Source organism: Streptomyces sp. AC627_RSS907, assembly GCF_019049165.1.
Genome location: NZ_JAGMUE010000147.1, coordinates 1 through 1,304, shown reverse-complemented (window position 1 = coordinate 1,304; position 1,304 = coordinate 1). Strand labels below are relative to the sequence as shown.

Annotated in this window: 2 protein-coding genes; both read left to right on the top strand. The window is 68.6% G+C overall.

Annotated elements, in window-relative coordinates:
• Positions 1 to 58 precede the first annotated feature (58 nt).
• The gene (locus tag KUM32_RS28585) at positions 59 to 928 is read left to right on the top strand and encodes an IS5 family transposase (RefSeq protein ID WP_217144865.1); all 870 of its coding nucleotides are present in this window, start codon (positions 59 to 61) and stop codon (positions 926 to 928) included.
• A 28-nt stretch (positions 929 to 956) separates the two neighbouring features.
• The gene (locus KUM32_RS28580; RefSeq protein WP_217144864.1) at positions 957 to 1,292 is read left to right on the top strand and encodes a hypothetical protein; all 336 of its coding nucleotides are present in this window, start codon (positions 957 to 959) and stop codon (positions 1,290 to 1,292) included.
• Positions 1,293 to 1,304 lie beyond the last annotated feature (12 nt).

The following is a 1,304-nucleotide window of genomic DNA, read 5'->3' as shown; positions in this document are numbered from 1 at the left end:
CTAGGCCGTGTTTTAGGTCGGGATTCTGATCCACGCCTCGTGCTGTGATGATCACGTTGTGGGGCGTGGGGATCTTTCTGATGAGCAGTGGTCTGTGTTGGAGTCGTTGCTTCCTGCGGCGGGTGTGAGTCGCAGGTCGCCGGGTCGTCGGCGGCTGGTGGACGGTGTTCGGTGGCGGGTGCGGACGGGGGTTCCGTGGCGTGATCTGCCGTCCGAGTACGGTCCCTGGCAGACCGTGTACGGGCTGTTCCGGCGCTGGCAGCGGCAGGGTGTGTGGTTCCGGCTGCTGACGCTGTTGCAGACGAGGGCCGACGCGGCCGGGCTGATCACCTGGGAGGTCAACGTCGACTCCACGATCTGCCGGGCTCACCAGCACGCGGCCGGTGCCCGCCGGGACGGTGCCGGGCAGAAGGAACCGCCCGGCGGGGTCGCCACAGAGCCGGACGACCACGGGCTGGGCAGGTCACGGGGCGGGTTCACCACGAAGATCCATCTGGCGTGCGAGCAGGGCCAGAAGCCGTTGTCGCTGCTGGTCACGGCCGGGCAGCGGGGTGACAGCCCGCAGCTCGAGCCGGTCCTGAACGCGATCAGGGTGCCCAGGAGCGGTCAGGGCCGGCCCCGCAGCCGCCCACTGCGGGTGCGGGGCGACAAGGCGTACTCCTCCCGCGCGAACCGTGCCTATCTGCGTCGGCGCGGGATCAGGTGCACGATCCCGGAACCGGCCGGCCAGGTCCGCAACCGCAAGCGTCGAGGTCGGGCCGGTGGTCGCCCACCCGCTTTCGACCGGCAGGACTACAAGGCCCGGCACGCGGTCGAGTGCGGGATCAGCCGTCTCAAGCAGCATCGGGCGGTGGCCACCCGTTATGACAAGCTCGCGGTTCGGTTCGAGGCGGCCGTCCACGTCGCGGCGATCCACCAGTGGCTGTGATCCACCCGCCGGCCGCGCGGGCCGTGCCATGCTGGCCACCGATTCGACCAGCACATGGGGAGGGTTCGTGGCCGCCGACTACTACTGCGCGGACAGCGAGAACGGCGACCACGTCGACGACCCGTCCGAGGACGCCTTGTTCATGCTGATCAGCGACTTGAACGGCACGGACAACACCTTCGTCGTCATCCAACCCGACGAGGACGATCCCGCTTGGTTCGCCTCCGTCGCGGTGCTGGACGAGGGCAGCTACGAGATCGTCCGGAGTGACACCAGTCGGCGTGAGCACGACGTCGCCACCCAGACCAGCATCAATCAGATCGCAGGCGACCTCATCAAGTGGCTGGCCGCCCGCGCTACCTAAAACACGGCCTAG